General features: G+C 50.6%; 21 protein-coding genes. 7 read left to right on the top strand and 14 right to left on the bottom strand.

Annotation, left to right across the window (positions count from 1 at the left end; genetic code table 11):
• Window positions 1-4 precede the first annotated feature (4 nt).
• On the bottom strand, window positions 5-661 hold the full coding sequence (gene leuD / locus QWY82_RS11575; protein ID WP_290262448.1) for a 3-isopropylmalate dehydratase small subunit: 657 nt from the start codon (window positions 659-661) through the stop codon (window positions 5-7).
• 9 nt (window positions 662-670) lie between these two features.
• On the bottom strand, window positions 671-2,089 hold the full coding sequence (gene leuC / locus QWY82_RS11570; protein ID WP_290262447.1) for a 3-isopropylmalate dehydratase large subunit: 1,419 nt from the start codon (window positions 2,087-2,089) through the stop codon (window positions 671-673).
• A gap of 222 nt (window positions 2,090-2,311) precedes the next feature.
• Here leuC and QWY82_RS11565 point away from each other — a divergent pair, with 222 nt between their 5' ends.
• Window positions 2,312-3,196, top strand: a complete 885-nt coding sequence (locus tag QWY82_RS11565; protein WP_290262446.1) for a LysR family transcriptional regulator — start codon at window positions 2,312-2,314, stop codon at window positions 3,194-3,196.
• A 105-nt stretch (window positions 3,197-3,301) separates the two neighbouring features.
• Window positions 3,302-4,000 (top strand): TIGR04219 family outer membrane beta-barrel protein, encoded by a 699-nt coding sequence (locus QWY82_RS11560; RefSeq protein ID WP_290262445.1) that lies wholly within the window; start codon window positions 3,302-3,304, stop codon window positions 3,998-4,000.
• A gap of 54 nt (window positions 4,001-4,054) precedes the next feature.
• Here QWY82_RS11560 and QWY82_RS11555 read toward each other — a convergent pair whose 3' ends face one another.
• Complete coding sequence (locus QWY82_RS11555) at window positions 4,055-5,986, bottom strand: beta-ketoacyl synthase (protein ID WP_290262444.1); 1,932 nt, start codon at window positions 5,984-5,986, stop codon at window positions 4,055-4,057.
• A 282-nt stretch (window positions 5,987-6,268) separates the two neighbouring features.
• Between QWY82_RS11555 and QWY82_RS11550 the strand changes: the two genes are divergently transcribed.
• The gene (locus QWY82_RS11550; RefSeq protein WP_290262443.1) at window positions 6,269-7,255 is read left to right on the top strand and encodes a GlxA family transcriptional regulator; all 987 of its coding nucleotides are present in this window, start codon (window positions 6,269-6,271) and stop codon (window positions 7,253-7,255) included.
• Here QWY82_RS11550 and QWY82_RS11545 read toward each other — a convergent pair.
• Both QWY82_RS11545 and QWY82_RS11540 read right to left on the bottom strand, forming a co-directional pair.
• Window positions 7,238-7,708, bottom strand: coding sequence for a class I SAM-dependent methyltransferase (locus QWY82_RS11545; protein WP_353958687.1), 471 nt, complete (start codon window positions 7,706-7,708; stop codon window positions 7,238-7,240). The two genes, QWY82_RS11550 and QWY82_RS11545, sit on opposite strands and share 18 nt — an antisense overlap.
• A 193-nt stretch (window positions 7,709-7,901) precedes the next feature.
• On the bottom strand, window positions 7,902-8,351 hold the full coding sequence (locus QWY82_RS11540) for an Hsp20 family protein (RefSeq protein WP_290262442.1): 450 nt from the start codon (window positions 8,349-8,351) through the stop codon (window positions 7,902-7,904).
• Between the two features lie 330 nt (window positions 8,352-8,681).
• Here QWY82_RS11540 and QWY82_RS11535 point away from each other — a divergent pair, with 330 nt between their 5' ends.
• On the top strand, window positions 8,682-9,068 hold the full coding sequence (locus tag QWY82_RS11535; protein ID WP_290262441.1) for an HPF/RaiA family ribosome-associated protein: 387 nt from the start codon (window positions 8,682-8,684) through the stop codon (window positions 9,066-9,068).
• A gap of 129 nt (window positions 9,069-9,197) precedes the next feature.
• Complete coding sequence (locus QWY82_RS11530; RefSeq protein ID WP_290262440.1) at window positions 9,198-10,037, top strand: hypothetical protein; 840 nt, start codon at window positions 9,198-9,200, stop codon at window positions 10,035-10,037.
• A gap of 9 nt (window positions 10,038-10,046) precedes the next feature.
• On the opposite strand, the gene QWY82_RS11525 is transcribed toward QWY82_RS11530, so the two are convergent.
• Window positions 10,047-10,325 carry a hypothetical protein gene (locus tag QWY82_RS11525; RefSeq protein ID WP_290262439.1) on the bottom strand — a complete coding sequence of 93 codons (279 nt, stop codon included), beginning with the start codon at window positions 10,323-10,325 and terminating at the stop codon, window positions 10,047-10,049.
• Between the two features lie 534 nt (window positions 10,326-10,859).
• Between QWY82_RS11525 and QWY82_RS11520 the strand changes: the two genes are divergently transcribed.
• Window positions 10,860-12,035, top strand: coding sequence for a polysaccharide lyase (locus QWY82_RS11520; RefSeq protein ID WP_290262438.1), 1,176 nt, complete (start codon window positions 10,860-10,862; stop codon window positions 12,033-12,035).
• Window positions 12,036-12,162: 127 nt separating this feature from the next.
• Here QWY82_RS11520 and QWY82_RS11515 read toward each other — a convergent pair whose 3' ends face one another.
• The 6 genes from QWY82_RS11515 to hemB are packed head-to-tail and all read right to left on the bottom strand — an operon-like array spanning window position 12,163 to window position 20,327.
• A complete protein-coding gene (locus tag QWY82_RS11515; protein ID WP_290262437.1) occupies window positions 12,163-13,281 on the bottom strand; it encodes a Wadjet anti-phage system protein JetD domain-containing protein in 1,119 nt (372 codons plus the stop codon).
• A complete protein-coding gene (locus QWY82_RS11510) occupies window positions 13,274-16,906 on the bottom strand; it encodes an ATP-binding protein (protein ID WP_290262436.1) in 3,633 nt (1,210 codons plus the stop codon). Before QWY82_RS11510 ends, QWY82_RS11515 begins: the two co-directional genes overlap by 8 nt.
• A complete protein-coding gene (locus QWY82_RS11505) occupies window positions 16,906-17,607 on the bottom strand; it encodes a DUF4194 domain-containing protein (protein ID WP_290262435.1) in 702 nt (233 codons plus the stop codon). Before QWY82_RS11505 ends, QWY82_RS11510 begins: the two co-directional genes overlap by 1 nt.
• Complete coding sequence (locus QWY82_RS11500; RefSeq protein ID WP_290262434.1) at window positions 17,600-19,105, bottom strand: Wadjet anti-phage system protein JetA family protein; 1,506 nt, start codon at window positions 19,103-19,105, stop codon at window positions 17,600-17,602. The genes QWY82_RS11505 and QWY82_RS11500 overlap by 8 nt, the downstream gene beginning before the upstream one ends.
• A 48-nt stretch (window positions 19,106-19,153) precedes the next feature.
• A complete protein-coding gene (locus tag QWY82_RS11495) occupies window positions 19,154-19,294 on the bottom strand; it encodes a DUF3012 domain-containing protein (RefSeq protein WP_290262433.1) in 141 nt (46 codons plus the stop codon).
• A gap of 58 nt (window positions 19,295-19,352) precedes the next feature.
• Entirely contained in the window at window positions 19,353-20,327 is a 975-nt protein-coding gene (gene hemB, locus QWY82_RS11490) for a porphobilinogen synthase (protein WP_290262432.1), read from the bottom strand.
• Between the two features lie 167 nt (window positions 20,328-20,494).
• On the opposite strand from hemB, the gene QWY82_RS11485 reads away from it, so the two are divergent.
• A complete protein-coding gene (locus QWY82_RS11485; RefSeq protein WP_290262431.1) occupies window positions 20,495-21,868 on the top strand; it encodes an OprD family outer membrane porin in 1,374 nt (457 codons plus the stop codon).
• A gap of 6 nt (window positions 21,869-21,874) precedes the next feature.
• Here the strand turns inward: QWY82_RS11485 and QWY82_RS11480 are convergent, their stop codons facing one another.
• Together QWY82_RS11480 and cysS are read right to left on the bottom strand one after the other, a co-directional pair.
• A complete protein-coding gene (locus QWY82_RS11480) occupies window positions 21,875-22,990 on the bottom strand; it encodes a BamA/TamA family outer membrane protein (RefSeq protein WP_290262429.1) in 1,116 nt (371 codons plus the stop codon).
• A gap of 19 nt (window positions 22,991-23,009) precedes the next feature.
• The gene (cysS, locus tag QWY82_RS11475; protein ID WP_290262427.1) at window positions 23,010-24,386 is read right to left on the bottom strand and encodes a cysteine--tRNA ligase; all 1,377 of its coding nucleotides are present in this window, start codon (window positions 24,384-24,386) and stop codon (window positions 23,010-23,012) included.
• Window positions 24,387-24,404 lie beyond the last annotated feature (18 nt).

Genomic DNA, 24,404 nt, shown 5'->3' with positions numbered 1-24,404 from the left:
TCCGTTATTTTGCCGGCACTATAGCGTCAAACAACCAAGGCGCAGATTGTCGACGAGCGGCTTCATAGCTATTTATGGCATCGGCATCTTGCAAGGTTAAACCAATGTCATCTAGGCCATTGAGCAAGCAGTGCTTGCGAAACTCATCCACCTCGAAACGGTAAACAGCACCATCGGCGCTGCGAACTTGCTGGGAGGCCAAATCAATTTCTAGTGAAAAACCTTCCTCCGCCTGCAACTTTGCGAACAAGGCATCCACTTCGGCCTCGGTCAACACGATGGGCAATAGGCCATTTTTAAAACAGTTGTTATAAAAAATGTCGGCATAACTTGGGGCGATTACGGCGCGAAAACCGTAGTCATCCAGCGCCCAGGGCGCGTGTTCGCGGCTCGAGCCGCAGCCAAAGTTCTTGCGCGCCAACAAAATACTAGCGCCTTGATAACGCGCCTGATTAAGCGCGAAATCTGGATTGAGCGGGCGATGGCTGCTGTCTTGATCTGGCAAGCCCTCATCTAAGTAGCGCAACTCATCAAATAAATTCTTACCAAAACCCGAGCGCTTGATGGACTTCAAAAACTGCTTGGGAATGATCATATCGGTGTCGACATTAGCGCGATCCATCGGCGCCACCACACCACTTACCGTCGTAAAAGCTTTCATGGTTGCTCCTTAAAAATCCCGTACATCAACAAAATGACCGGCAATGGCAGCCGCGGCGGCCATGGCTGGGCTCACCAAATGGGTGCGCCCGCCGTAGCCTTGGCGGCCCTCAAAATTTCGGTTTGAGGTAGACGCGCAATGCTCGCCATTGCCCAGTTTATCGGCGTTCATGGCCAGACACATCGAGCAACCAGGCTCGCGCCACTCGACCCCGGCAGCCATTAAAATTTTATCCAAGCCCTCGGCCTCGGCCTGAGCCTTAACCACACCAGAACCCGGCACCACCATGGCCTGCTTCACCGAAGCCGCCACTTTCCTACCTTTAACAACGGCAGCGGCGGCACGAATATCTTCGATGCGCGAATTAGTGCAAGAACCAATAAAGACGCGATCCACCTTAATGCTGGTAATGGGCTGCCCGGCGGTTAAGCCCATGTATTTCAGCGCCCGCTCCATACCCTCGCGCTTGGTCAGATCCGGCTCGGCGGCCGGGTCTGGCACATTGGCGCCAACGGGCAATACCATTTCAGGCGATGTACCCCAGCTCACCTGCGGCGCAATGGTGCTGCCATCGATATGAACCACCTTGTCGAAATGGGCGCCCGCATCACTGTGTAAATTGGCCCAGTCAGCTTTAGCTTTGTGCCAGTTCTCACCTTTGGGCGCGTAGGTGCGGCCTTCCACGTAATCTAGGGTAATTTGATCTACAGCCACCATACCGGCTCGGGCACCCGCTTCAATCGCCATGTTGCACACGGTCATGCGGCCTTCCATAGACATGGCGCGAAACACTTCGCCGGCAAATTCGATGGCATAACCGGTGCCACCGGCGGTGCCAATTTCTGCGATGATGGCCAACACGACATCTTTCGCGGTGACACCATCGCCTAGGCGACCGTCGACCTGCACCAGCATGTTGTTCATTTTTTTCGCCACCAAACACTGGGTTGCCATCACATGTTCAACCTCGCTGGTGCCGATGCCGTGGGCCAAGGCGCCCAAGGCACCATTGGTTGCGGTGTGCGAATCGCCACAGACCACGGTCATACCCGGCAGGCAGGCGCCAGACTCAGGCCCAATCACATGCACAATGCCTTGGCGACTGTCGTTAATTTTGAACTCCACTATGCCAAACTCATCGCAGTTGTCATCCAGTGTTTGCACCTGAATTTTGGACACTGGATCTTCGATGCCGGCCACACCTTCGGCACGCTCTTTTTGCGTGGTGGGCACATTGTGATCTGGCGTTGCCAGAATCGAATCCACTCGCCAAGGTTTACGGCCCGCCAAACGCAGCCCTTCGAAGGCCTGAGGCGTGGTGACCTCGTGAATAATGTGGCGGTCGATATAAATCAGCGCCGAACCATCGTCGCGCTGTTTTACTAAGTGGGCATCCCACAATTTGTCGTACAGAGTCTTGGCTACCATGGCTAGTCTCGCTTCTCTGGCAATGAGGTACAGTTCAAAACACAGTCGCAAGCCAACAGGTTAGACCGGAAAAGGCCAGCCCAACCCCCTTGCGAACTAGGAATGGCGCCAGTGTATGGCCGCACCAACAATAAAACAAATTCATTATTTTTATAAAATTGATTCCATAATGGAATACTGATTAAATATCGTCACACTTAATCCTTAGCCGCTAGGTAATCCATGGATACCCAAAGCCTTGAAGCCTTTTGCGCCGTCGCCGAGTGCAACTCCTTCTCCGAGGCGGCCACCAAACTCTTCCTGACCCAGCCAGCGGTAAGCAAGCGGGTTGCCAATCTCGAAAGCCAGCTCAATTGCCGCTTGTTCGACCGCATCGGCAAACGGGTGCAACTTACCCAAGCAGGCCTTTTACTACAACCCAAGGCACAACACATTCTGCAGGCCCTCGCAGACAGCAAGCGCCTGCTGGCCGAGCTAGGCAATCAGGTCAGCGGGAAATTATATCTGGCCACTAGCCATCACATAGGCCTACACCGCCTGCCGCCTCTACTAAAAAGTTTTTCCCAGCGCTACCCAGAGGTCGAGTTAGTGCTGCAGTTTTTAGATTCGGAGCGCGCCTACCAGGAAGTGTTACAAGGCAAGCACGATCTCGCCATCGTTACCCTTGAGCCAGTAGATCACCAGCAGGTGGCACGCGATATTTGGTGGACCGACGACCTACTCTTCGTTTGCGCCAAAGACCATGCGCTGGCGCAACTGAACAGCTTGAGCTTGGATCAACTAAGCGACGTACCGGCCATCCTGCCCAGCCCCAATACCCATACCACCCAAGTTATTCAACGCTTATTTGACGACGCCGGCGCTCGGCTCAACGTCAGCATGACCACCCAATCCTTAGACACCATTAAAATGATGACCAGCATCGGACTGGGCTGGAGCCTGCTGCCCAAAACCCTTATGTCAAAGGAGTTGATGCAGTTAGCACCTAAGGTAGATGGCACGCCTTTGCAGATTAACCGCCAGCTCGGCTGCATTCATCACCCACAACGCAGTTTAAGCAACGCCGCACTGGCATTTATTAAGTTGTGTAAAACGCAAATTGCGTAACACAGGCATTTTAATTCCTTTTCATGTAGCTATAATGCCGCCACAAATTTTCGCCTCGACCAGCGTCGAGACAGCCCGCTTGTCATACCCCAAATGGAGAGTTATATGACCTATGCAAAATCACTGACAGCCGCATTATTTTTGAGCTTGAGCGCCGGCACCGCGGTGGCCGATACCGCGGGTGTTCACATGGGCTTTGGCCTCTGGCAGGCAGACCCAGATGGCAGCCTCTATGGCTACTCTATGGATGAGCTCAACTACAAAAAATCGGATAATAATTTTTTCTACGCGGCGATTGAACATCCAATTCCACTGCTGCCAAACATTCGTTTGCAATACAACGAACTCGAAACAAAAGGCAGCAGCACGCTTATTACCGTACCGGCCACCAGCCGCACCAGACTCAACCACACGGATGCAGTGGCCTACTACGAGCTACTCGATAATTGGATCAGCTTCGATTTAGGCTTAGGCCTGCGTCGCTACGACGGCGCCTCGGAAGTTGTACTAGGCGGCACTCAGGTAAATCAAGATAACTCCGACGCTTATTTGCCAACCCTTTATGCCGACGCGAACTTCGACCTGCCCTTTACCGGCCTGTCAGTCGGTGGCAACTTCCAAGGTGGCAGCTTCGACGATACTGAGTTTACCGAGTACAGCTTGCGCCTATCCTACATGTACGATGCCATCCCAGACGTGGGCGCGGAGCTTGGCTACAAGCGCCACAACTTATCGCGCCTAAACGGTTTTGACATAGATGCCGATTTTGCTGGCCCCTACCTATCGTTGAAATTATCTTTCTAATCGCGACCGGCTTGAACTAAAAACGGCGCCTTAGGGCGCCGTTTTTATTGCTCGCTATACCATGTCCTTAAAGCCACTCGGCACAACTAAATTAACCGCTTGGGCGAAGCCCGGAACCGAAAGCGACGTGGTGCTGATACCGAGCTCTGCCTCGTCAATCATACCCTCGCCGAATTTATAAATTGTATCGAACTGTGCTTTGGTAGCGCGTTCATCGTAGGCATTCGCGGCCAAACGAGTTTCGGCACGCTTGAGCTCATAGGCGGCAAAGGCTTGTTGGCCATGGCGCTTAGCCAACATGTCGTTGACCAAATTGGGCGACAAAATAGTGGCCGTGGCATTGTTGCCACCAAAACCTTTGGAGTTTAAGAAGGCGATATCCATGGCGTGGCTGCGCTGATCTAAATCGTGAGTGGGAATCAGCAAGTGCTGCTGGTGCACATCGTCAGCCACCCTATCGATGGTTTTAACGCCGGGAATGAAGCCATACTTAAACACACCTAGCGTAGACACCAGTTGATCGGCACTGGCCGGCGCCAAGGAGTGACCCACATACGCTTTAACCGCCGTCACCGGCCACTGCTCGATGCCAAACACCCCCGCTAAGCGATCGAAGATTTCACTTTCCGTAACTCGATTGGCCGGCGTGCTGGAACCATGCGCCTGAATGAATGAATGCTTTTGCACCCGCTCGGCGCCCAACAAATCGATCGCGCTGGCGACTGCTTTGGCCATGGTGATGTAGTTGCCTGGGCCGGGTGCCGAAATTGACTTTTTGAAGCCGTCGGCGTTGATAAACACATCGGTGGCGGCACCGTGAATATCGGCACCCAGCTCAAGCGCCAGAGCGTCATCCATTAAAATCACATACTGGGTAGACTCGGCGATAGTAAAGCCGGCATTGTCGCCGAAGGGACGGCTAGCGCGGCGGTGGTTGGGTTCCTGCTCTGGACTTAAACCATCCAACTTGCGCAAGTTTTCATCGCTGGCCAGAGCACCCATGGCGCCATAACCGTCCATGACCTCGGGCAAGAGTGGCGCCTCGGCATTACCCACCACAGCAACGCGGCGACGCCCGGCCGTGATGTCGTTTATCGCGGCCTGCAAGTTATATAAAAAGGTCGCACAGGCACCCACGATTGCGCCGGTGTGGCCAACGCTACCCAGTACATAGGCGTTGATAAAATCCGCTGGCATGGTGTTCAACCCGAGCGGGCACTGCTTGGCGCTAACTCTTCCGCCCTTTAAGCGCTGTTGCAGCATGCCGCCAAAACCGTTTTCATCGAGCTGGCTCATGGCATTGCTCGCGTAAACGCCAATTTCGTCCGGCCTTACGGCAGCAACTACCTTTTCCCAAGCGATACCCAGGGAGTGCACAGCATCGGAGGCGCCAACAATAGCCATCTGTAATGCACGTGGGTGGAAACGGGCATTGTAGTGATCGGCTGGGTCGTAACCGCTGGGCAACTGGCCCGCAGCTTTCACCGGCATCTCACGCAAACTATCCACCTTGGCTTCTAAAATGTCGGTAATGGTAACTTTGACTCGGCCCGGCTCGCCATCCACGGGAGAGACCTGCCAACAGGCCGGCAGTGGCTCAGGTAGATCACGCTCGCGAGAAAGAAAGGTGGCATGGCTAGACTCAGGTGATAAAGCGACACTTTTGTGCCACTCCACCGCATCCACATCGAAATATTGAGGCTCAATTCGACGAATCAGGCTGCCATCCAAGGCCGCTTGGGTGTACTTGTCTAACACCGCCTGCTCGCTCAGCAGCTGATCCACGCCGGCGGCCAAGTCCAGCCACAGGCCGCTTGCTTGATCGAACCGGACTAACTTCATCATCGCCGCCAAACCAAGCAGGGTTTGATTGCGCGAGCTGGCGTCTAAACTGTCGATGACTGTGCGGCGATAGGCGTGGTGCGAGGAACTTCTACCCGCCGCACTAAAACCACCAAACCCTACAATAACGGGTAACCTAACCATCTGATGCCTCTTTTAACTCAATAGATCGCAGCCAAAAATCATGGGCCAGAGCGGGTAAAATACACGGCGCACTGGAATATGGAGGGAGTGTATGAAGGAAAGTGTCGCAAATCCAAGGCACTTTGGCCTCAAATTATGCATTTATAGCCAAATTACCAGTTTATCCCTTGCCACTGACCATTTTGAAGGCATAGGATAACGGCCTGTTCGGACAAAGTTTCTAGGCATATCAGCCAAACAACTGTTTGCCGATAAATTAAACAAATCAGCGAAGCGTTAAACATGCATCAAATTGCCTTTGTACTCTGTGAGCACATGCTTGCCACCAGTACGACACTCCCCATTGAAATGCTCAAAGCCGCAGAAAGTGCTGCGGTTGGGCAAGACCGGCAAGTAAAGCGCCTCGCTATTAACACCGTCGCGGTTGAAAAAACGCCCGTGGAAACACGAGCCGGCTTCCAGCTTATGCCTGAGTACGATCTCACCGACGTACCGAAGCCGGACATGATTTATATCCCCAGCCTCTGGCGCAACCCCCGCCCTATCATTCGCAAAAACAAAGCGCTGCTAGACTGGCTGCGCGAGCAATATGTAAATGGCGTTATCATCAGCGCCGTTGGCACGGGCGTCTGCTTTTTAGCGGAGGCCGGATTGTTAAACGATAAAGCGGCAACTACCCACTGGTATTACTTCGACCAATTCCAAAAGGACTACCCCTTGGTGCAACTAAAGCGCCAATACTTTATCTCCCAAGCCGGTAGCCTATACTGCGCCGCCAGTGTTAACGCCCTCGCAGATTTAACCGTGCATTTTATCCAGCGCATGTACGGCAAACCAGTTTCACTGCACGTCGAAAGACATTTCTCCCACGAAATTCGTCGCTCCTATGAAACCACGAGTTATTTCGACGGTGGCACCCGCCACCACCCAGATGAAGAAATTATGCAGGCTCAAATGTGGCTGCAAGACAATTACGGGCGAGAAATAAAACTCAGCTTAGTAGCCGAGCGCTTCGATATGAGTGTGCGTACATTTAACCGCCGCTTTAAATCCGCGACGGGCCAATCACCGCTGCAATACCTGCAAGAAATTCGCATAGAAACGGCTAAGGATTTGTTAAAAACCAGCAACCTCTCCATTAGTGAAGTGGCATTCAAAGTGGGTTATCACGACATGGGCCATTTTACCGGGCTATTCAAAAAACTGTTGGCGACAACCCCCAGCGATTACCGCTCTACGGTACGGGCAAAATTATTCAGCGCCGTGTAACCGCGGCTTTTGCAAAAACACCACATCTTTTCCAATAAACTCTAGCTGCGCATTCAGTCTGGCAGCTAGCCAGTTGAAACTTTCATCGGAAAAGAAACTCACATGGGTTAAGTCGTTTTTATAGTGCCATCGAGAAAAAGCGTCGCAATCTATTACGCGCTTGGTCATCAGCGCCAAATAACCACCGGGCTTTAGTAATTGCCACAATGCCAATAAGCTAAAGCCTGGCTGCCGAAAATGCTCCACCACTTCAGTGGCACTGACAAAATCGTACTTTTTTTGCAATACCACCTCGTCGCGGGCATAAAACTTATCATATACCGCCACCTCAAAGCCTTGGGCTTGCAACCAGGATTGCAACACCGGGCCAGGCCCGCAACCGACATCCAAACCAACACTCGCCGCCGGCATTCGCGCCACCAACGGATCGGCCAAGCGCCTTAAAAAATTCAAGTATCCTAGATCGCCCTCTGAATTTTCGTGATGGTCATATTCACTTTTTTCAGCAGAAAATGAGAGTTGATCTTGCGTGGCAACAAAAACCAAGTGACAGCAAAGACAGCGCCAATAGGGACGGTTTTTATCGGTATGAAAGGCCTCTGTGCTGGCGCACCAACACAGAGGGCATCTGAGGGGCGGCAAACGCTTATGCAGCGGCTATGTGCTTAGGTTTTACACCATTAATTGCGATAGTGCGTGGCTTCATCGCCTCCGGTAATTCTCTACGCAATTCAATGTGCAATAAACCGTTTGCCAAATTGGCATTTTCCACCCGAACGTAATCAGCCAGCTGAAAACGACGCTCGAAATTACGCTCGGCAATACCTTGATGTAAGTATTGCTTCTGTTTATCTTCGGTACCTTTTTGACCGGACACGGTTAATTTATTTTGATCGACATTGATGGAAATTTCATCGTCATCAAAGCCTGCCACCGCCATGGTGATACGATATTGATCTTCGCCGGTGAGTTCAATATTGTAAGGCGGGTAGCTCGGCTGGTTCTGTTCAGTGCGCGACAGAGAGTCAAGCACACCAGCGAGACGATCGAAACCTATGGCAGAGCGGTAGAGTGGAGCTAGGTCAAAATTACGCATAATAATATCCTCAATTTGAGCAATAAGTAGTTCAGTCTATCGATGATCAGACCTATAAATAATGCGCCCCGAATTCGGCGACGCCCTATATATCTAAGGGCATAGTTTTCACTTTCAAGTTTTATTAAAAGAAAATTAACAAGCCAGCTCAGGCCTTGCCAGACAGCGGTGTGCACCATTAGTTCCCTGCAAAAGCGAAAAGCGCACCAAAACAGCCAGAAGTGACGCAGATCAAAAAAAACCAGCCAAAGGGATTGTTTTTTTATTTCGCAGTGCCAATATGTAACTCAGGACGTCCGAAAATTTCAAAGCAACTTAAGGAGCACTTCTATGAAGTCAGCTGCGAGCATTGTATACAGAGATTTAGAATCGTCACCGGCACTGAATGACACCATTCAGAAGAAACTCGATAAGCTATTTCGCCTGTCTGAGCGTTTAAGCGTACAACGCGTGGTTATAAACGCCCCTCATCAACATCACCACAAAGGCAGCCAGTTCGAAGTCAGCGTAGAGATGACCCAAGGCGGAAAACCTCTGAATATTAGTCACAGTGACGACAGTGTTCACCTAGCCGTAAAAAGCGTATTTAGCTCGGCCGAACGGGCGGTAAAAGAGCAAGGCGCCAAGTGGCGCAGCAAGCGCCATATCGATAAGCATGCAAGCGCACCAGCAACGCCCGAAGAAGACGAGCATCAGGTGTTTGAACAAGCCTCTTAGGCCACCAACTGGGCCGTTCCTCGGCCCAGCTTTCCAGTCCTCTTAACCTTAACCCCACACAGTGCTATCTTGTGCTTATTGGCAACTCACGCTAGTAACGCGGCTGCCAGCAATAACAGAGGATTGTGTATGACCCCAACCCCGCCAGCCGCTCGCGGCCACATTAGTGCAGTATTAGTTTTTGTTTTTTGCACTTGCCTGCCCATCAGTAGTCTGGGTTTAGATCCGCAATTTGAAGCCGACAGATTATTGATGGCCACCGAAGCGGCGCTGTCGAGAGGCGATATCGCCGAGGCGAAAGCCCATAAAAAAGATGCCCAAGCGCTAAAAATTGCACTGCCAGCTGATTTTGATTACTTCATTGCCCTGCTGCTCGAGCACGACGGCAATACAGCCAAAGCCATCGCCTCCTTCGAGCGATACGTGGGGCAAACAGGTAAAACCGGACGCTTCTATAAGGAGTCCCTCGCCGGCATCACTCGCTTGAAAAATAAACCTGTTTCGAATACACAGTCGAATGCGCAAGATATCGCCTGGGGCGGCCCGTCTCAATTAACTCTTTCTGGAGCTGAATACAGTAAGAAGATACAAAAGCTCTACAAAGCCCCTAGCGCCTCAGAGGGCCTGAGAAGACACATCAATAGCCTTTTGCAATTCTACGGCACGCCTTACCAAGCGAGTGACAACAAACACTTTTATGAATTGATAATCGAGCAAGACATGCTCATTACACTGCTAAGAGCAGACAATGATAGCCGCGATATTCGCGTCAATAACGCGCGCTTCAGCGTTTTCGGGCTAGACCCCTATGTAAAATCAGATTGCGGAAAAGGCATTGCCGATGGCCCCAGCTGCTGGATAAAAGACCCCCGCTCTGGCCAGCCCTGGCTGATTATTAAACCATCCGATGAAGGCATAGCGGAACTCAGCAAGGCGTTAACCTTGCTGATCAGACAGCTACAACGCTAGGGTATTGCCTTAAGCGCTAGCGCGACGGCTGGGTAATACCATGCAGTCTGGCTCGAAGCCTGGCGCCAAAATCTGCAAGTAAGTCAACTGACTTTCATCGAGATAGGTGACCAGGTAAAGTTTGGACAAATCTGGATAGCCGCGCACATCCGGTGCCGATAAAAGCTCATCATTTTCACCAAAGCCAAGCCACATACGGCCGGCGGCAAAATGTATTAAGCGCGAAATACCAAAATGCCGATGAAAAATTTCACGGATATTGAGCCCAAAAGTTTCTGGATGATTCATAACGCCATGCTCCTTGGCTTGTCGACCTGACAGTCGGTTCCCTAGTAGTTTGATGTTGTACAACTGACTACGGTGCAAAGCCAACAATGAAAAGGCAAAACATCTAAGTGGTACGATGGATCAATAATATGCCAAAGCTAGAGCATGGTAAAGTGAATAATTACTCATATTTTGCTCTTAAATTAGCCTTTTAATATAACCCTTTCAGCTAAACCGCCAGCGCCAGCGTCGCTCGCCCATCCACCTCAAACCCCTATAACACGCGGCTTACAGCATAGGCATAGGGGAAAATTCGTATCTTGACCAATTCGCGCGCTGAGCATCGAGAGATCGCTTGCACAAAATAACGCCAATTCTTCACTAGCCTCCCGGCCAAACCCCAGACATAATGCAAACAGGACTATAAGGTAGCCTTGCCTCAAGGTGGCCTTACCAAAAAAGCCTACCCAATATAGTGAAGCTTGACCCCCAGAGCTAAGTATCGACATGCGCTATCTCTGGCCATAAAAACGATAATACAAAGAGCAAAAACCGATGAAAAAAACACCTATTACAACCTACCTCAACTACCCTCTTGCACTGATTTTCTGTGCCTTTTGCACGGCATCTCAGGCGCAAGTGATCTATTCCAATGGCTTTGAGAATCTGCCAGTGGGCCATGCCAGCGATAAGGATATCAAAAGTACCTGGAGTTCCCGCTACGCCAAAGGGCCAGATGAAGGTCGAGTCAATATTATTGCCGCAGGTCATACAGGCATAGCGGCGAAAATAAAGTACCCAAAAAATGGCAATCAATCGACCCCAAGTGGCGCCACATGGGAAACGGATATAGGCCGTAGCGGCGACGAAATGTACATGTCCTACTGGGTAAAGTTCGACCAGAATTTTGACTTCGTAAAAGGCGGCAAGCTCCCAGGTTTAGCCGGCAGCACTGACTTTCCCTATGGCGATAACGGCTTCACCACTCGGCTCATGTGGCGTGAAGGCGGCAAGCTCGAATTTTATTTGCACGGCTACGAAGTTAACAACAGCAGCGGCGCAGAACCCTATCGTTTGTTATGGGACACGGCAGGCTATCATGCCAAGGTGACACCCGGTCAATGGCACCACATTGAAATTCGCCAAAAATTAAATACTCCGGGCCAGCGCAACGGCATCTTGCAAGGATGGCTGGATGGTCAACTGGTGTGTAACGACTCAGATAATTCCGGGGTACGCGGCGCTGGCCACAGCAACACCAAAATTAACCACCTCTACTTTTCAACTTTTTTCGGCGGCTCGAGCGCACCAGAAAGCCAATGGCAGCCAAAAACGGATGTATTTGCCAGCTTCGATGACTTTATCGTATCAACGGCGCGCATTGGCATTAACGGCAAGGTTATTCCGCAGCCAGATGCAGGTTCTGGCTCGGGCTCAGGCAGCAACACCGATACCTGTATTGCGTTAGCGAGCAATGGCGCTCAGCATGAGGTCGATCTCAATAAGGGCAACTGCGTTCAGTTTCATGAAAATATCGCAGGCAAAACCCTGGCCGTATGGGACAGCGACAGCAATAGTTCTTGTGATTTTAGAGGAAACGTAATTTCAATCGATGGCACCGGCCTGCTCAATGTGCCGGACAATTATGAAGCCACCAATAGCATGAGTGGCACCCAATTAAAAATTGAACCCACGAATAGTTGTAAATTTTTGAAGATTCGTGCGCTGTAACCAACTCGAATAGTTAACTACATAAGGGAAGGCCTCAACATCAGTTAAGCTCGGGGCCTTACCCACTCAATCAATGCGACATGAATCAACGAAGTCAGGTCACAAAACACCCTGTGAGACCTTAATATCACTTTTTCAAAGGATCAAACAAAATTTCGTAAAGCTGGGTTCTCGAAACCCATTCTTGATCTAAAAAGCGCTTTGATCTCATTATTTCAGGCACAATTACTGTATCAATAAATATATTTCCAGTTAAGCTTGGGGCAAGCTGCTCGCCCTTGCACGTCCAATTATGTCCACGATGTAAAGCGGCTAGCATAACGCTATAAGCCGGCCTCCATAGCTCCAATTCAGGAAAAACCTTTTTCAACGCAAGGAAAATACTCAAGCCTGAAAAATCCAAATCACCCCAAAAAAATGTCTGTTCCTGCCCGCCATCGAACCAACTTCTTTCAAAATCATCCAGCACTTCCTTAGACGTAGTAGAAGAATAACTTAGGCTAACGCTGCTTCTATTTCTAATTCGACTCGAAGATAGTTTAAACCCCTCACAATAAATGACATGAAACGGTGCACCTAATTCAGACAATAGAATAAAGCTATCTAGGTTTTCAACAAAAATCCAAGGCTGCTGCTTAGGAGCCAGACAAACATTCACCAAGATAGATCTAGGCGCTAGTTTCCGTAAATTATCTCCGTATATAGCCAAAAGATATTTATCACCTAAACGCTCTAAGTATTTACTGAGGCCCCAAAAATACTGGGCGCTTAGGGATCTAAGGGTAAAAGCATAAGGCGTATTGATTAACCCGTCTAAACAGGCCAAATGAGCCTGAATCAATTCCAAATCGGAAACACCGGGTATTCGCGGAAGCGGCTCAATCAAGGCATCAACATTGGTTAAACGAGTCAAATCCAACGTTTCAAGACATTGCTTCCAATTTTCAGACTTTTTCCTTTCGACATCAGCTCCGGTATATCTGTCAAACTCATGTTTCCCTAGGTCAGTAAGTCGAAAATCGGCAACTTCAGTACCATCTTTTAGGGATTTTTTGTCCAGCTCCAAAAAATCTAAGCGTTGCAGTTCGTAAAAAAAATCCCAGGCAATCCGCTCCTTCTCATCATTATGGGATACATACAGCCAAGAAAATTCGCCATTTTCAGATACCCTTAAACGCCGCGCTCGACGTGAAAGACGAGTCAGTATGGCATCACAACCAATTGGAACTAGAGGAAAATCAGTCATTCAACCCTTCAAGCTCCTCGAGAAAATCCAAACTTGCCTGATGACGTAAGGTTTGCCGATGCTGCTCCATTAAGCTTTTAACCGCATCCTGATTTAATACCTGCCGATCCACCAGTACGCGCGACTTTAGCTCGCCAATGGCCTGAGAGGTTGAGCATTTGCTAAACACAAACTGATTGCTAACCAAATCTAAAAACGGCCCTGATTTACTCGACGGCATAATAAACATTAACTGCAGGCCTAAAGACTGGGTCAAATAATTAATCACCTCTTTCGAGCGATGCTCATCCATCTTACTGAATGCTTCATCCACCAGCACCATGCGCAAATGGCTACGCCCTTCACTAAATCTAAATGCCGAGGTAATGGCAGCACTTCGGATAATATAGGCCGGCGTCTCTAGCTGCCCGCCAGATCCGGTGCCGTATTGGCTCAGGGCAATAGGTTCTTTGCCCTCGGGTTCTTTATATATTTCATAGCGTCGGTAATTGCGATAGTCCGCCAAACGGGACAACTCTCGCAAGGCTAGCTGCTCGTCTTTATCCAACAACATAGCCATTAAACGATCGCGCACTTGTACGTGCTTTTTATCCAGTTTCATTTCGAATAGCGACTCGCCATCACCCAAGGCAGGGTTGTCGATCACGGCTTTAAAGAATTGCCAGTACTCTTTAAATTCAGGCACCCAAGAATAGCCAAAATAGAATCTTTCTCTATCTGCTCCAAAGCGATGGTGTTCGAGTTCCTTGTTCAACTGCTCAAGGGTTTGCTTACCGTCATTAATGGCCTGGTAAATGGCGTGGCATAAATTAGTAACGAAGGCATTGTTAAAACTGGCCCTCATAGCACTGATATCAGCCTGACGGGTGGCGAGAATGTTATTTTTAAAGCGGTTATACAGACCGTCTAACTGGCGTTGCAATTGGCATAAAGCCGAGAAGTTGGCGTGACTTTCAAGATTGGCAACATTAGGTTCAAACACCACTTGATCGGCGGATTTTGCCCCCTGGTTATGCTCCATCACGTGGTTATCTAAACGACGGAGATTTTTACCTAACGCTTCGCGCAAAGCTGTTTGCTCTGCCAACAACTGCGTCAATGAGCGCGATGTGGCCCAGTCATCGGCTTGCGCAATGGCCTGCTCGGGATTAAAGTCAGTCCACAAACTTTGCACATCCAACAAATTTTGCTCTGCGGTTTCCACCACTTCCAAGGCACTGTCTTGGCGCTGATCCAACTGTTTACATTGGCCCTCCACTTGTAACAGCTGTGCCGCTTCTTTGATGCGCAATTCTTGTGCAGAACGAATTTTTTCCTGTTGCTCAGCCAGTAATGCACTGGCTTGGGCAAGGGATTCCTCTAAGGCGAGATGATCGCTAACATCCAAACGCGCCAATCGCACAGCCACCCCTTCCAACTCTCGCTGAGTTCCGATGAGGGATTGCATAATATCGGCGTAACTGTTGGGCGCCAATTTGGCCACTAAGCCGTAAAGCTGCTGCAACAAACTAGCCTGCTCGCGAATTTCACCCAGCTGCAGTTGCAGCTGCTCTAGCTCAAGTTCTTTAGCAGCTTTAGCACGCAACCTCGCCTGCTGACCAAACACCAGTTCGGCATCGTCGATGTCACAGCGAAACAAGGTGTAGTTTGCCGCGCCCATTGCATCGCGAGTAACGCCGCGGCGCACGCCTCTGAGCGCATTGGCATCCTCGACACACTTCACTTGCCCATAACTAGCCAGTAAATAATCGCGCGCCACGTCATGGCTAAATTGCATATGGGCGACGATGCTATCTTGCTCAACCTGCATACGGCTGCTGTCTGCCGCGGCTTTGCTGCCCTGAATAACCCGGGCGCGGTTATCGCGCCCTGGCAGTCCACGCACAATGGCAATGGCTTTGGCTTCAAATTCTGGCTCCACCAATATGCCAAAACGCGCACCACCAATATAACCTTCAATTGCGGCCTGCCACTGGGCATCGAGGATTTCCACATGATCACATAACACTCGCGCATCGGCCTGGGGCAATTGTCTACGAATAGCGTCGAGGGCCAAGCGAACCCCCGCAGGGTAATTAACCTGCAGGGACTCAAGCTGACTAATCTCTTGAATTTTCTGCTGCCTTAAGCGATCGGTTTTTTCAACCAATTGCACCTGCCGCTCTAACACCCGGCGCAAATCATCGCGATGGCCATCGGTTTGACACCAGAGTTCAGCCCATTGGTTGTGTAGTTGTTGTAACACTAAGGCTTGATCAAGCTGCTGCTCTAAGGGAGCTAAGTCGACCCAATCTTTAGTCGCCAAGGCGTGTACATCGGCGGGTTCACCGGCAATTTTTCTGGCAATTTTTGTTAGAAGTTCACTCACATGTTTATCGGCTAAAGACGGCCACAGCTGTTGCAGTAAAATATCGGAGCGAATTTTAACGAAGGTAGCAGCGTTGTTTTGCTCTTGCTGCAGTTGGTTAACAGCGGCTAGCAAGGGCACCATGCCCTTGTGCAAACTTGCCTCCAAGGCCGCTTGCTGCTGTAACAGCTGTTCTTTATCGCGCAGCGCTGGAACCTGCAATTGCTGTAAGCGAATATCATTAACTTCGCCTTGCAGCGCATTGGCCCGCTCTTGTGCCAGTAGCGCTTCGCGCTCAAGCTTATCTACTGAAGCGCGCAAATCCTTTTGCCGTTTTTTCGCAGCTAGATAATCCTTCTGGCCTTCGCTGTAGTGCTGTTTAGCCGTGGCATAATCTAAGCCTTGCAACTCCAACCAATGGGCAATAAAACTGTCGGCGCCATTGCGTGCGGCCAACAACCGCTCCGCCGCCTCGCGCACAGATTTTGCATCGGTTTCCATGGTGTGAATACGCTTGAGCATGGCCGAGACATCGCGAATAGCCTCGCCAATATCTTTCTGCTCCAATATTTCATTGGCGACAAATTCATCAATGGCCTTTATCGGCTTGTAAGCCATAAAGCGGGCAAAGGCACGGGCCGCATTCATAGCTTCGCGCTCGGAAACGGCCTCATCCTTACCGCGCAAGGCGCCATACAAGCGACACAAATAGGCTTTTTTCCGATCGTATTTCTCGACTTTTTCTCGACCGTAGCGCGCGCATAATAACTGATTAATTTGCCCGCTCGGCAGCACATAGCGGCCGCCCTTGTCTTCGCGCACTAAGTCGCCAAGCAGCAACTTAATTTGCGGCAATACATAGAAGGTAAGTTCATCTAAACGGGCTATTTTTTGTTGGCCGCTGCGCTCAACAAATGCACTCATCGCCAGTAGCGCCGTGAAAGCTTCGGCATCCTCACCGGCATGGGGCGCAAATACCGCGGCTAAATAACCAAACGCAGAATCTGGTCGAGCATAGGCGCCATCATCACAACCCAACACATAGGACGGCAAGGTGCGCACCTGTTTACCACCGCGCCCGCGCTGGGTCGATTCATCTTGACCTGGATTAAAGTGAAACAAGCCATCGTGGGCGGCGGTCATCACCGTTTGGATTGCATCCGCGGCCGTAGTTTTACCCGAGCCATTGCCGCCAGACAATAAATTAGTGGGGCCAAACTCAAACTCGCCGAAGGGAATATTGCCCCAATTAACATAGATAAATTTTTGCAAATACATCAGTGCTCACCCTCATCAGCATCAGCTTCGCCATTCGCGTCGGTCAACAATGACGCGTGTTTAGCCTCGCCAGCCAATAGCGGCGCTAGGGCATCTTCGTTTACTAAAGTGAGAATCATCGGCCGAATCAACAACCAGCTATCGCCCTGTTGCAAATCGGCGTCGCTCGCCATACGAATAAGACGTAGCTGGCGCAGCTGGCGAAACAAGGCGCGGCGCTCTAACTGTTGCTCGGGTAGACTTCGGCCCAATAAATTTTTCATGGATAAGTTAAGCGCCTCGAGCGACAAACTCGCGCAACCCTTTTCATCCACCCGCGCCTCGCGCAAGGACTTCTCATACTCAACCGCAAGCACCAAGGTTAACGCCACGGCCATAGGCGATAAATTGGCGCGCAAGCCACCGCCCGCAGGGCCATCATTTGCCTCGTCATCAACGCCGGGGACACGCGCACCGGGCGGCACCAAACGCACATACTCAAAGCGCTTGTCGTGGTAAAAACGAATACCCGCCATTAACAGATAATCGTCCACAATGCCTTCGCAGCGCACAAACAAGTCATAGAAATCCGCTTCAATCTGACTTTCATCGCGGCAGATAATGCCGTAATCCAATAAGCGTTGAATCAAGCTTTGGAACTGCTGGCGATGCAAATCTTTTTCCGCCAAGGATTTTTCGAGTAGCGCGTTAAGGTCAGACATGTATTTCTGGTTCTCGAGTATCTACCAAGGTCAGCACGAACGACTCGCGCTGGGTAAAATATGGGTCGCTGGCGTGCAAGGGCGAAAACACTTGAGTGCCCTGCTCGTCCGTTTGCACAGGTGTCACATCAATGCGGAAATCCGAATTCAATCGCTCGCCCTGCACGCTAATTAAGTGCGCCATAGCCATTAGCTCGGCGGCGTCGCTAACGGGTAAATGCCGGCTGTGAACTTGTCCTGTCTGCAGCAGACGCTCGGCGACAAATTTACGCAAATGCAAATGCGAGATATGAAAGGCTTGATCGAGTACCTGGGCGATGAATTGTGCTTTTTGTGCTTCGACATCCAGCTCGGGCAGCTCTTCAACCGCCGCGCGCACCGTGCGCTTGGAGACGCGCGTGCGCAAAGTGAACTGATCTGCAGCAGGCCAATTAGGCCGGCAATAGGCCCACTGTTCACCAAGCAAAGTTAATCTCGCCTCTTGATCTTCGGCCGACAGTTCGCGCAAGACTCGGCATGCGTCGATGACAGGGTGATCAACTTGCGTATGTAAATAGCTCAACTGACGAATAATAATATCGGCCCTAGCGGTGAAACTATTCAGCGCCCTACGCAGTGCCGGCAACATAATTTCACAGGCGCTTTTTAATCGCTCTTCGATACCGAATAGAATATTTTCTAACAGCGACTGGCCCTCGATGACGCGCCCAGGCAATAAAGTCCGCAGCTTTTTTTCCATCACCGTTTGCCACAGTAAATTCGCGTGTTCGCCCGCGCCATAGGGCCTCCTGCGCCTGATTTTACTGACCAGCGAGGAAATTTGGTCGCGGTATTTTTCCACGTTATCAGCTGAGAGCCGAACCTCTAAATCCGGTTTAAATACAGTGTCGATAAAATCAAAAAATTGATCGGCTGCTTGCTCGATAAGCTGGCGCGACTCAACCTCTTTCACCAGCTGCAGGCGACGCTCATCCAACTCAGAAATGGCATCGGAAAAATCGCTAATAATGCGCTCGGAATATTCGAAGGCGTCGAGCAAATCGTAAACTTCACCTTTATCGTAAAAGGCCTGCAAACTGTTGCGGGTATTGCGCGTATTGCGATTGCGCGAGCGGTAGTCGCTATTGCCGGTATCGATAAACGGCTGGGTAAAGGCGCGCCCCATGCGGGTAAAGCTAAAATAACTACGCAAGGTCGCCTCGTCCAGCTGGCGTTCAAGCCAGCCATACTCCAACAGCGCATTGAGGATGAAACCTGCCAGTTCACGGCTGGATTTAAATCGACCTTCGGAGAACTCATCGTCGCTATCTAATACCGGTGCCCGAGCAATCGCCTCGGAAAACACATCGATAATAAAATCTCTATCTCGGCCCTGCCCATAGCCGGACAGATCGGTGTAAAAACGTCGATACAGTAAGCGTACGCATTCGGCCACTACTTCGCGGTACTTGCCCACAAAAGGCCGGAAAAAATGTAGCCTATGCTCTGAAAAAAACATACGTGAAGGTACTTTAAGGAAGGTTACCGCCCCGCACGGGGCCGGTATTTATTTAAGCTTTTTAAAGACACAATGCTTGGCGTAATCCGCCGCTTCGTTAGCCGTCCATTCGCCACTGGGCTGATCGGCCATATTTTTACACCACTTGTCACTGCCCACTTCCGGGCTACAAGCAACTATATTCAGCATCAAAAAACCAAACACAAGCAAAGACACAGATTTCATATTAATCACTCGGTAATAATAATTATTTTTCGCTCAGCCAACGCACGGCATCAAGCGCAAAGTAGGTAATAATCAAATCGGCGCCGGCGCGTTTAAAGGCCAGCAAAGACTCTAACACCACCGCCTTTTCATCGATCACGCCGGCGTTGCTGGCGGCTTTGATCATGGCATATTCACCGCTCACCTGATAAACAGCAAGCGGCAACTGGCTATTGGCGCGAATAGCGGCCAACACATCCAAGTAGGCCAGCCCAGGCTTCACCATAAGCAAGTCGGCACCCTCGGCTTCATCCATCATCGACTCAGCCAGCGCCTCGCGCGCATTGGCCGGGTTCATTTGATAGCTGGCGCGGGTGCCTTTGAAATTACTATCTACGGCGTCCCGAAACGGGCCGTAAAAAGCCGAGGCAAATTTAGACGAATAAGACATCACCGGTATGTGACTAAAGCCGGCGTCATCCAGAGCGTCGCGGATGGCGCTGATCATGCCGTCCATCATGCCCGAGGGCGCAATCATGTCGACCCCTGCGCGCGCGGCCGTAACCACCTGCTTTCTCAAATTCACCAGGGTCTTGTCGTTATCCACATCATCGGCCACCACCACACCACAATGGCCGTGCTCGGTGTATTCGCAAAAGCAGTTATCGCTGATAACTACCATATCGGGCGCCGCTTCTTTTGCCGCGCGAATCATGCGCGCCATCAAACCCTGCTCGGCCCAGGAGTCGGCACCGCAACTGTCCTTGTGGGTAGAGACGCCAAACAGTAAAACCGCGCGAATGCCTGCATCCCACGCTAACTTAACCTGCTCGGCCAGCTGGTCTTCAGGGAAACGATAAACACCCGGCATACTTTGAATTGCCACCGGGGTATCGATATCTTCTTCGACAAAAATCGGCCAAATAAAATCGGCACTGTTCAAGTGCACTTCTTGCACCAGTTGGCGTAGCGCTTGGGTACGGCGTAAACGCCGGAAGCGAAATTGCGGCTGACTCATAGGAATTGGGCCATTTTATCGAGTGTAGGGCATTATAATGCGACTTATCGCCCGTGTCAGACTTAGTCGATAAGACAGCGAATTTTGTTAATTTAGGGGTTAAATCTGGCCAAATAAAGACCACATTGACTAGTATTGCTGACAGCGCTTATACCAGCGGAGATGCCATGTTAAGACTGATCAAAAATCGCTCAAGTACATTGCTGCCCCCGCTCTGTCTCCTATGCACGGCGGCACTCTCCACCCTAGCCACTCTAGCCGATGACCTTCAAGGGGTGGATGCACTGCTTGAGCCCGGGCGCGCGCCACATCAACTCAATTTGAAACTTCGCAACCTCTATTTTAATAAGCGACGCGATAGCAGCAGTAAAGACAGCTCGCTAATTAATCAATGGGGGCAAGCCGCTGAAATCAACTATGCCAACAAGCAGCTAGCAAGTTTTTTGGAGGTTGGTGCCTCGGCTTACGCTGCGTTGAAACTCTATGGCCCAGACGACAACCGCAGTAGCGATATATTCGAACAGCAAGCAGATGGCAGCCTCGCCGATGGCTATGCAAAAATCGGCCAACTCTATGGCAAGCTCAAGTTCAACGAGCACAATTATCTAAGCCTAGGGGCGCAAGTATTGGACTACAACCTACTCGAATCCTCCGCGAGTCGAGCCACACCGAGTACATTTTTACATCGAGCCGTTCATCTAGGCAAAGGTGGGTGGTCCGGCCACTACCTGTACACCGATCGATGGAGCCCGCGCTATGCAAATAACTATGAAAAATTTACCAACAACGCCGGTGATACTATTTCAAATATTCAAATTGCCGGAATAAGTTACGCCAACGACCAACTGTATTTTATCGGTGAAGTGGGACGGGCCGATGCGTACCTGGAGCGTCAATCCATTAACACCGGTTACCGCTTTAAGGTAAATTCAAAAACCAAGCTCAACGTAAATCTGCGCTACCACGCCGCCCAAGACGCCGGCGCTCTCTATGATTCCACCTTCGGCGGTCGCAGGGCCGGCACCGGACTCGACGGCAGGAAAGTTAGCTTACTCGCAGAGTATGAAGGCGAAAAATTTCATATCGGCACGATGCTGGCGCGCAACGGTAAAGATGGTTTCGACGGCTACTGGTACAGCAAAGATCACGGCACCTTGCGCGACTGGTCTCAGCGTCAAGTTTCGGAGTTTGTCGCCGCAGATGAGCGTATATTTCATATCCAAACCCGATATGACATGAACGACACTCTACCCGGATTTCAGTGGGCACTGACCTACACCAGAGGCACCGGTGCCCGCGCCAGCAAGGATTACGAAAGCAATCCAGACAATGATGCGGTAGAGGGCAGCGAATGGGAGGTGAACTTAGTGCTTGAGTACGACTTTGTTCATCAAGGTGTTAAAGGCCTAACCTTTCGTTACATAGGCGCCTATTACCAAAACACGATTGATACTGTCGACATTTGGAACAACTCAATTGCTCGCTCTAACGATGACGATTCCGATAACCGTTTCTACCTAGACTACACAATCGCTTTTTGAGCGACATTAATGCCAAGCGGAACCCATTTGGATGTACAAGGCACTGCCACTGTCAGAATTATGCGCCACATCCACACCGGCGTGAAGCCCATAGGTTTTGGCGATTAAGTAGCGAAAGCCAAACCCACCGGCGCTAATATTTGCATCGAATTGAAAGGGAATGCTGCGCAGTGAGCTATTGGATTCACCGTAACCGGCAAACACAATACCGGACCAACGCCGGCTAAACTGATAACCCACCTCTGCCTCTAGGCTAGTGACTTGGTTACCAAAATAGGCCATGGCGGGAACCCCGCGCAGAGACACAAAGGGCAAACTATAAAACGGTGTTTGTTGGGTTGCCTGCTCCAATAATAACCGAGTTGCCAAGCGCCATTCGCCCATGGGTTGGTGCCAGCGCCCATCAAACTTCACCATTCGAAAATCGCTGTCGCCGCCCCAATTTTCGTTAAAATCTTTTAGCGTCAAATTGGCTTTTAGTCCTTTCATGGGCGACAGCGGATTATCCAACCTGTCGTATTCGAGACCAAACTCGAGAGCCGCGTTGGTATCATTGAAAGCATCGGGGATATCGTCAAACCCAACTTCGCTGCGTGCCCATTGATAGGCCAGCGAGGCCTTCAGGCCAGAACTTAAACGACGGGCCAAGCGGTGCAAGGTAAAGCTGCCGTCCAAATCGTAATCGAGTTGCTTATCAAGCCGCTCATTATAAGCGCCGAGGTAGACTTTGCCATCGAATAACATGCCGGTGTAGGACCAGTTATCATCATCCCAGGATTGTTGATGAAAACCGCCTAGGCCGCGACTGCCATTTTCGGTCGCCATGGCCATAAGCCCCGAAACCGAGGGCAAATAAACTTTCCCCGACGCCGTGGTGGTTAGCTTTTCATGAAACCACACGCCCGCCCCCGCTAAACCCAAGCCCACAGCGGGTTCAGTAATGGGCATCACAACCGGCATAAAACCCCAGGCGGTGTTAAGCATGGCCGAGGCATCGAGCATACCGTCATCAGGATCAACCAATAGCTCTCTCATATCCGCTTGCGCCACAGGTACCAGCGCACTTAGCAATAAAAAAACAATGCCGCACTGAAACCTCAATCCGCTTAACATGTGATTCATCAATAACACTCCGAGTGAATTATCTTTCTCGGCGCCAGCTGGTGCCATCCTTGCTATCTTCCAACACCACACCGGCGGCTTTTAATTGATCGCGAATTTCATCGCAGCGAGCCCAGTTTTTATTGGCCTTGGCTGTCACTCGCGCTTCAATTAATGCCTCAATCTCTGCCGCTTCAATTTCACCATCGGCGCCTTGGGTTAACCACTGCTCTGGATCTTGCTGTAGCAGGCCAAGTAAACTGGCGCAGGCTAAAAATTCAGATTTCAACGCCGCCCGCTCTACTCCATTGGCCTTATTCAAAGACTTCGACAGCGCGTGCAACTCGCTAATTGCCAAGGGTGTGTTCAAGTCATCCAATAGCGCGGCATAGAACTTGGATGCAGAAATATCTAGGTCTATTAAGGCGACATCACTGACCGCTCGCAGGGCGGTATAAAACGAGTCTAAATTTGTTTTAGATTGCTCGAGCAACTCCACGGAAAAATCCATATCAGAGCGATAGTGGGCACTTAAAAGCGCCAGGCGAATTACTTCACCGCTGTAGCTTTCCAGCAACTCTCGCACGGTGCGGAAGTTACCTAAAGACTTTGACATTTTTTCGCCGTCGATATTGACGAAACCGTTGTGCATCCAATACTTCACAAAGGGTTCGTTATCGTGCGCGCAGCAGCTTTGCGCCAACTCGTTTTCGTGATGCGGGAAAATCAAATCTTTGCCGCCACCGTGTACATCGATGGTGTTACCAAAATGCTTTTCGATCATCGCCGAGCACTCTAAATGCCAACCGGGGCGACCGAAGCCAAAAGGGCTATCCCAACCGGGCTCGCCGTCGACAGACGGTTTCCACAGCACAAAATCGCCGGCATACTTTTTATAGGGCGCAACTTCGACTCGCGCGCCGGCCAACATGTCCTCCAGGGAACGACCCGATAACTTGCCGTAATCTGCCATGGACTGAACCGCAAATAGAACATGCCCCTGGGCTTCATAGGCGTGGCCTTTCGCAACCAACTGCTCGGTCATCGCAATCATCTCGCCAATATGCTCGGTGGCATAGGGGGTGATATCTGGTTCGAGATTGTTCAGCGCTGCCATGTCTTTTTGATATTCCGCCGCGAAGCGGCTCGACACCACACTAATAGCAACACCCTCTTCGACCGCCACCTTCATAATTTTATCGTCGACATCGGTAATATTGCGGGCGTAAGTTACCGAGGGATAGAGAGATTTCAGCAGCCGATAAAAGGTGTCGAACACCACGACCGGGCGTGCATTGCCGATGTGCACCAAGTTATAAACCGTGGGCCCACACACATACATTTTTACCGCCGCCGGATCGATCGGTGTAAAAACTTCTTTTTTACGGCTGGCTGAGTTGTATACCTGTAACGACATCATTAATTCCAACTATTT

The organism is Simiduia curdlanivorans (assembly GCF_030409605.1).
Classification (GTDB): Bacteria; Pseudomonadota; Gammaproteobacteria; order Pseudomonadales; family Cellvibrionaceae; genus Simiduia; species Simiduia curdlanivorans.
The sequence above is the reverse complement of the archived record's forward strand: the minus strand, read 5'-3'. Positions and strand labels throughout refer to the sequence as shown.